Raw genomic sequence first — 1866 nt, forward strand, 5'->3', positions numbered from 1 at the left:
GAACAGGTCCACCGCGCGGTCGGTGCGGTGGGTGATCCGCAACAGCTCGGCCTCGCAGGCGCGCAGCTGGAAAGACTCCGGATCCTTGAAGCGGGCCTCTGCGAGCAGCTCGGCCGCTTCGGACGGGCGCCCTTCGGCGATCAGGACGAAAACGCGGTCCGCGGGATCGGTGGATGCCGTCAGCGCAGCCTCGCAGGCATCCTCGTTGACGATCTCCGGCAACAAGGACAACGGGTTGATCCTGATGCCGGGGAAGCCTGCCTCAGGCCAGTCGCCGGTGCCTGCGAGGTCGCCCTGCATCAGGAGGCGATTTCCTGGTAGGCCGCGAAAAGCAGCGACGTGTCCGGGACATCAAGGATGCCCGGTTTGGCGATGCCGTCCAGGACCACGAAGCGCAGCAGGTCACCGCGGGACTTCTTGTCCCGGCGCATGCCGTCCAGCAGACCCTGCCAGCGGTCCCGCCGGTAGGTGACCGGGAGCCCCAGGGTGTCCAGGATGCTCCGGTGGCGGTCGGCGTCGGCATCGCTGAGCCGTCCCACACTGCGGGCAAGCTCCGCTGCGAACATCATGCCCACTGACACCGCGGCACCATGGCGCCAGGAGTAGCGCTCCACGAGCTCGATGGCGTGGCCCAGGGTGTGGCCGTAGTTCAGGATCTCGCGGAGCCCGGATTCCTTGAGGTCCTCGGAAACCACTGTGGCCTTGACCGTAATGGCGCGTTCGATCAGCTCCCGCAGGGCGTCCGATCCCGGGTCTGTCGCCGCGGCAGGATCGCGTTCCACCAGTTCCAGGATGGCCGGATCCGCGATGAAACCGCACTTGATGACCTCGGCCATGCCGGAGATGATCTCATTGCGGGGCAGCGTTTTGAGTGTGTCCAGATCGACCAGCACTCCGGCGGGTGGGTGGAATGAACCCACCAGGTTCTTGCCTTCGGCCGTGTTGATGCCGGTTTTGCCGCCTACGGAAGCGTCCACCATGCCCAGCAGGCTGGTGGGCATGTGGATGACTTTCACTCCGCGGAGCCAGGTTGCCGCCACAAACCCCGCGAGGTCCGTGACGGCACCGCCGCCCACAGCGACGATGGCGTCCGAGCGGGTGAAGTCATTCTGGCCCAGGACCTGCCAGCAGAACGCGGCAACCTGGATGTGCTTGCCTTCCTCGGCATCGGGAATTTCTGCGGTCAGGGCCGTGAATCCGGCGGCGGCCAGCTCGTCCCGGACGGTGTCACCTGTCAGGCGCAGGGCCCGGGGGTGGATGACCAGGACCCTGCGGACCCGTTCCCCCAGCAGTTCCGGAAGGCTGCCAAGCAGTCCGCGGCCCACTACGACGTCGTAGTTCTGCCCAGCGGTCTCGCCGGTGACCTTGATGATTGTTGAATCGACGCTCACTGTTCAACTTCCTGTTTGGCGGCTGCGTAGTCGCTGAGCGCAACCTGCAGCCGGTGTCCCAGCTCGGTGACCGAGCCGTGGCGGACGTCTATCACGACGTCGGCCAGCCGTTCGTAAACGGGCTTTCGGGTGGCAAATAGTGCGGACCAGCGGGCCATTCCGTCCCCGGCGAGCAGGGGCCTGCCGGAGTTCCGGGCGATCCGGCTGGCCACGGTTTCCTCATCGCATTCGAGGTACACCACGGTGCAGCGGGCCAGGAGCTGCTGCGTTCCGGAATCCAGAACCGCTCCGCCGCCGAGCGAAATAACGGAGCCCGTACCTTCCGCGTGCTCCACGGCCGAGGCCACGGTCCGGGCCTCGATTTCCCGGAAGGCATGCTCACCGCGGCCCGCGAAGATGCTGGCAATGCTGCCATGGGCCTCAACGACGAGGACGTCCGTGTCCACAAAAGGTACGTGCAGTAGCTGGGCAAGTT

The 1866-nt window shown here is 66.1% G+C and carries 2 protein-coding genes and 1 pseudogene; all 3 read right to left on the reverse strand.

The window, feature by feature from the left end; translation table 11 throughout:
- Positions 1–300, reverse strand: a pseudogene (locus DBR22_RS18665) (tetratricopeptide repeat protein); the annotation flags it as partial.
- Entirely contained in the window at positions 300–1391 is a 1092-nt protein-coding gene (gene aroB, locus DBR22_RS18670) for a 3-dehydroquinate synthase (RefSeq protein WP_108600235.1), read from the reverse strand. The gene aroB and the pseudogene DBR22_RS18665, both read right to left, overlap by 1 nt.
- On the reverse strand, positions 1388–1866 hold a 479-nt coding region (locus DBR22_RS18675; RefSeq protein ID WP_108600236.1), incomplete at its 5' end, for a shikimate kinase. The genes aroB and DBR22_RS18675, both read right to left, overlap by 4 nt.

The sequence above is a fragment of the Arthrobacter sp. HMWF013 genome, assembly GCF_003061105.1.
GTDB lineage: Bacteria > Actinomycetota > Actinomycetes > Actinomycetales > Micrococcaceae > Arthrobacter.